Origin of the sequence: Bradyrhizobium hereditatis, assembly GCF_020329435.1 — a bacterium.
Taxonomy (GTDB): domain Bacteria; phylum Pseudomonadota; class Alphaproteobacteria; order Rhizobiales; family Xanthobacteraceae; genus Bradyrhizobium; species Bradyrhizobium hereditatis.
Genome location: NZ_JAGKJK010000043.1, coordinates 1 through 5,186 on the forward strand (window position 1 = coordinate 1; position 5,186 = coordinate 5,186).

A 5,186-nucleotide genomic window follows, 5' to 3' on the forward strand; every position below is an offset into this window, starting at 1 on the left:
CTTGTTCAGGCTCGCGACGGACGCAGCGCTGAACCTGCCAGCAACGCGTTCAACCAAGAGCAGATCAAGTTACTCGCCGCGCTTGCCACCAAATACGAAGGCAGGACCAAACTCCAAAGCAATCCCCATCGCCCGCAAACCTTGGCCTGGGCCTCATGGATCATTGCTCGCCTCGGCGGATGGGATGGATACCCTCGCACCAAACCCGGCCCCATCACCATGAGGCATGGCCTCCAATACTTCTTGGGCGTAGCTTCCGCCTGGGAAACCCTCAAAGACGTGTGAATCAGCTAGCGCGCAGGCGGGGACCCGGTACGCCGCCCATCGGTTCAATCATTGCTGTCTCTGGAATACTGGATCACCCGCTTTCGCGGGTGATGACGGCTTGAGATGAAGGCGCGGGTCGCGCTTCTCTCACGGCTCGTCCTTATCATATTCGTAATCCGCCTTCGGCGCGTTGGGCAGTTCGCGCTCCAGCGCTTCCCTATAGCGCAGACAGCCGCGCAAAAATTTCGGCCAGGGCGGGACGGCGACGTCAGGGGTAACACGCTCGGGCAGCAGTCCCCAGAGATCGGGATGATGCCAGCACAGATCATGACCGGTGCTGTCGCGATGCGCGCGGATGCCGGCTCTAAGACGTTTCACCTCCGCGACCAGTTGGTCGCGGTCCATCGCTGCAAGATCCTGGTCGGGGTCCATGTTACTGCTCCCCGATTAAGGGGCGGTTCAGCTTTCGATCTTCACGTACTCGAAATCGCCCGGCCTGTTGTCGATGCCGACCTTCGGCGGCGAGATCCAGGAAGCGAAGGCGCCGATTTCCGTCACCGGCTTCATCAGCGAGGCGATAAAGTCGCCGTCTTCCGACGAGGGCAACCACTCGCTCTTGCGTTTGTTCCAGGTAGCGTCGTCGATCAGCACCCCGTCGGGCGTGGCGTTGACATCCTTGAACTCGCCGATCTGGCGGTGGAACGCGACGTTCGGCAGCGTCAGCTTGAACTGATAGCCGGCGGTCGAAATCACCTTGTTCCAGCGCAGCATGCCCTTGACGCAGTCCTGCGTGTAGTCGTCGCGCAGGCGCATGTTGAGCGCGGTCAGCGCCGGCTCGTCGACGCGCTTGACTACGCCATCGACCAGCTTGAGCACCGGATAGGTGGCGTTCTTGAGCTGATGATCGTCGTCGATCTGCGTCTCCTTGTAGCGGCCCTTGATGCCGGCATTGAAGGCGTTGGCGGCGTTGGTCGACACCTCGGAGCCAAAGAGATCGAGCGACAGCGAGTAATGCAGGTTCAGCTTCTTCTGGATGGTCGGCAGATCGATGACGCCGAGCGCGCGGACCTTGGCCACATCAGTGGGATCGGTGATGCCGGCTTCCTTCATTGCTTCGCAGGTGCGCTGCACGACGCGGCTGATGCCGGTCTCGCCGACGAACATGTGATGCGCCTCCTCGGTCAGCATGAAGCGGCAGGTGCGCGACAGCGGATCGAAGCCGGACTGCGCCAGCGAATGCAGCTGCATCTTGCCGTCGCGGTCGGTGAAATAGGTGAACATGAAGAACGACAGCCAGTCCGGCGTCGCCTCGTTGAACGCGCCGAGCATGCGCGGCGAATCCGCATCACCCGAGCGGCGGCGTAGCAATTCATCCGCCTCCTCGCGGCCGTCGCGGCCGAAATATTTCTGCAAGAGATAAACCATCGCCCAGAGATGGCGGCCTTCCTCGACGTTGACCTGGAACAGGTTGCGCATGTCATAGAGCGAGGGCGCGGTCTTGCCGAGATGGCGCTGCTGCTCGACGGAAGCAGGCTCGGTGTCGCCCTGGATCACGATCAGGCGGCGCAGCATGGCGCGATATTCGCCGGGGACTTCCTGCCAGGCCGGCTTGCCGTAGTGCTCGCCGAAGGGGATGACGCGGTTCTCTTCCTGCGGCGCGAGCAGGATGCCCCAGCGATATTCCGGCATCTTGACGTAGTCGAACTTGGCCCAACCGCGCGGATCGACCGAGTACGCGGTGCGCAGATAAACCAGCGACTCCTGGAAACCTTCCGGCCCCATGTCGCCCCACCAGTCCATATAGCCGGGATGCCAGCCTTCCAGCGCCTTGAGCACCTGGCGATCCTCGCTGAGATTCACGTTGTTCGGAATCTTGGTCGAATAGTCGACATTCATGTAATTCATGGTCGTGCTCCTTTAACTCAGTCTCGTGTCCCGGAACGCGGTGCGCGAAGCGCCGCGCCGCAAAGCCGGGACCTGTTAGGCCGTGCGAGCCGCGTCACTTGTGCGTGGCCCACGTCCGGGACACGAAATCAAACCCGCGTCATATCGAATTGCGCCTTCTGGCCAGTGCCGTAGCGGCGCAGCGCGCCGTCTTCGCCGACCGCGTTGGGGCGCTGGAAGATCCAGTTCTGCCACGCCGTGAGGCGCGAGAAGATTTTCGATTCCATGGTCTCCGGCCCGACGAAGCGCAAATTCGCTTCCATGCCGGTGAGGCCGTCGGGCGAGAAGGACGTGCGCTCCTCCAGGAACACCCGCACCTCATCGTCCCAATCGATGTCGTCGAGCGCGAAGGTGACGAGGCCGAGCTCTTCGGCTTCCTCCGCATCGAGCGCCCTGCCGATCGCGGCCTGCGCACGATCGAGATCGGACGGATCGGCCTGGAAACGCGACTGCAAACGCGTCAGGCCGTGGCTCATCGGATAGGGGCCGAAATTCAGCGCGGTGAGCTGGATCGCCGGCGGCGGCCGGTTGTCGCCCTGGCGCGAGCCGATCAGCATGTAGGAGCGGTCGGCGGCGAACACGAGCTCGGCGAGCGTGCCGGCAAAACAGGAGCCGGGTTCGACCAGCGTCACCAGCGTGCGCGAGGTGACATCGATGCGCTTCAACACGCGCTTCCAGTAATGCCTGATCTCGTTGACCAGCCAGTGCGCCTTGTTGGCTTCGAGGAAAGCATCGCAGGCCACGATGTTTGCGGGATCGCCATGCGACTTGAACACCAGCATCGCGATCTCGAGCTCGTTGATGCGCAAGTGCAGGATCGCGTCATCAAGCTCGCGCGCGACCTGCAGCGGCCAGAACGACGCGCCCTGCGCGATCAGGCCGTCGATATCGGCCGGCGGGCCCTGCTCCGGCGCCTTGATCGAGATGGTCGCAATCCGCTGCGAGCGGTCGATGTCGACGCTGACGAAGCCGTAGCGGATACCGCTGTCATCGATGGTGCGGTTGAGCGGGGTGAGCGTGATGCCCTTTCCGCTGCCGTTGCGCTTCGAACTTGCCGCGAATGCCTTGGCGCGCTCGGCGACCTTGGCCTCCAGCTTGCTGTTCGGCGCGATCTCGTCGACCAGCCGCCAGGCGACAGCGCGCTTGCCCTTGATGCCTTCCTCGATGGTGCAAAAGAAATCCGCATGGTCGCGGCGCACCTTGCGCTTGTCGACGACGCGCGTCAGGCCGCCGGTGCCCGGCAGCACCGCGAGCAGCGGCACCTCCGGCAGCGCCACCGCGGCGGCGCCGTCATCGGCGAGAATGATGTGGTCGGTCGCGAGCGCCAGCTCATAGCCGCCGCCGGCCGCGGTGCCGTTGACGACGCAAATGAAGCGCTGGCCGGAATTCTCAGATGAATCTTCCAGGCCGTTACGGGTCTCGTTGGTGAATTTGCAGAAGTTGACCTTGTGGGCATGTGTCGCGCCCGCGAGCATGCGAATGTTGGCGCCGGCGCAGAACACGCGGTTCTTGCCCGAACGCATCACCACGACCTTCACTTCGGGATGCTCGAAGCGCAGCCGCTGCACCGCATCGGCAAGCTCTATATCGACACCGAGATCGTAGGAATTCAGCTTGAGCTGGTAGCCCTCGAACAGGCCGGCATTCTCGTCGACGTCCATGGTGAGGGTTGCGACCTCGCCGTCGACGGCGAGCTTCCAGTGCCGGTAGCGCGACGGATCGGTTTGAAAATCGATGTATTTCGCGCCGCCCGCGAGGACGCGATCTTCACCGGGCTTTTCACCAGCCATTGGGCCACCCTCTGTCGTTTTCTCTGGTAACGCTTGATTAGTTAGATGCACAATAGTGCATGTTTTTGGCTAAGTCTAGTCAAAAAGCCTGGAACATGCATTTTGTTTCATGTTCGATAGTCTGCAAACGCGGAGCATCGGATGGCGCGCCGGCACATCGCCCTGGAAGCGCGGCGGCACTAGCGTGATGTTTTTGGTTAGATGAGCCGGCTGCAGACGGCTTCGGGGCTCCCTCCACTCGAGCAGTGTTGCCCGCGGAGACACCCCCCAACCCTCCCCCGCAAGCGGGAGAGGGAGCGCATCTTCTTCACGCCGCCCGGCCGTGCGAGCCGCTACCTGTGTGCAATACCGCGTTGGCGAAATCCTTGATCGCATCGAGCGTCGCCTCCGGCGCTTCGCGATGCGGCTGATGTCCCGCACCCGGGATCACAGTCACATCGACCGGGCAGTAGCACTCTTCCTGCGCGATCTCGACCTGCCGCATTGTTCCATACTGGTCGTCCGTTCCTTGCAGGATCGCGACGGGGACGCGGATATAGGCGAGGTATTCGGAAATGTCCCACTTGCGGAATTCCGGATCGAGCCAGGCGCCGTTCCAGCCAAAGAAAGCGTTGTCGACATCCTTATGCCAGCGCGCCAGCTTTTCCTTGAGGTTGGTTGTCTCGTAGGCGGCCCGGATCTGTGCGATCGAGGCGATCGAAATATCCTCGACGATGAAGTGCGGGGCGATCAGCGCAAGGCCCTGCACGCGGTGATCCTGATGCGAGCCCGCATAGATCGCCGCGATCGAGGCGCCATCGGAATGGCCGAGCAGCATGCCGCGGCGAAAGCCGATCTTTTCGAGCAGTTTCGGCAAGACGTCTAGCGCTTCGACGTGCATGTAATCGAGCGGCCGCGGCAGTTTCACCGGCGTCGAATTGCCGTAGCCGGCGCGCGAATAGACGAACACGCCCGCGCCGGTCGCCGCCTGCAGCCTGTCCGGGAAGTCGCCCCACAGCCCGACCGAGCCGAGTCCTTCATGCAGCATCACAATGGTCGGCCCGCTCTCGGGCGACGGGCCGATCATGCGGTATTCGAGATGCGAGGCACCGACGGTGAGGAAGCCGGAGGCAGTGAGGGTTGTCATTATGACCGCTCCCTTCACCACACGGCGCAGTGAGCTCCCTCCCCCCTTGCGGGGGAGGG

Annotated in this window: 4 protein-coding genes and 1 pseudogene; 1 reads left to right on the forward strand and 4 read right to left on the reverse strand. The window is 62.7% G+C overall.

The features are described from left to right. Positions 1-285 (forward strand): annotated as a pseudogene (locus tag J6524_RS36800) (IS4 family transposase); the annotation flags it as partial. 129 nt (positions 286-414) lie between these two features. On the opposite strand, the gene J6524_RS36805 reads toward J6524_RS36800, so the two are convergent. The 4 genes from J6524_RS36805 to J6524_RS36820 form a co-directional block, all read right to left on the reverse strand. Beyond that, entirely contained in the window at positions 415-699 is a 285-nt protein-coding gene (locus tag J6524_RS36805; protein ID WP_225678732.1) for a hypothetical protein, read from the reverse strand. 27 nt (positions 700-726) lie between these two features. Next, positions 727-2,163, reverse strand: a complete 1,437-nt coding sequence (gene boxB, locus J6524_RS36810) for a benzoyl-CoA 2,3-epoxidase subunit BoxB (RefSeq protein WP_225678735.1) — start codon at positions 2,161-2,163, stop codon at positions 727-729. Between the two features lie 137 nt (positions 2,164-2,300). Next, the gene (gene boxC, locus J6524_RS36815; RefSeq protein ID WP_225678733.1) at positions 2,301-4,001 is read right to left on the reverse strand and encodes a 2,3-epoxybenzoyl-CoA dihydrolase; all 1,701 of its coding nucleotides are present in this window, start codon (positions 3,999-4,001) and stop codon (positions 2,301-2,303) included. Positions 4,002-4,308: 307 nt separating this feature from the next. Continuing rightward, positions 4,309-5,127, reverse strand: coding sequence for an alpha/beta fold hydrolase (locus tag J6524_RS36820; protein ID WP_225678734.1), 819 nt, complete (start codon positions 5,125-5,127; stop codon positions 4,309-4,311). Between the last annotated feature and the right edge of the window lie 59 nt (positions 5,128-5,186).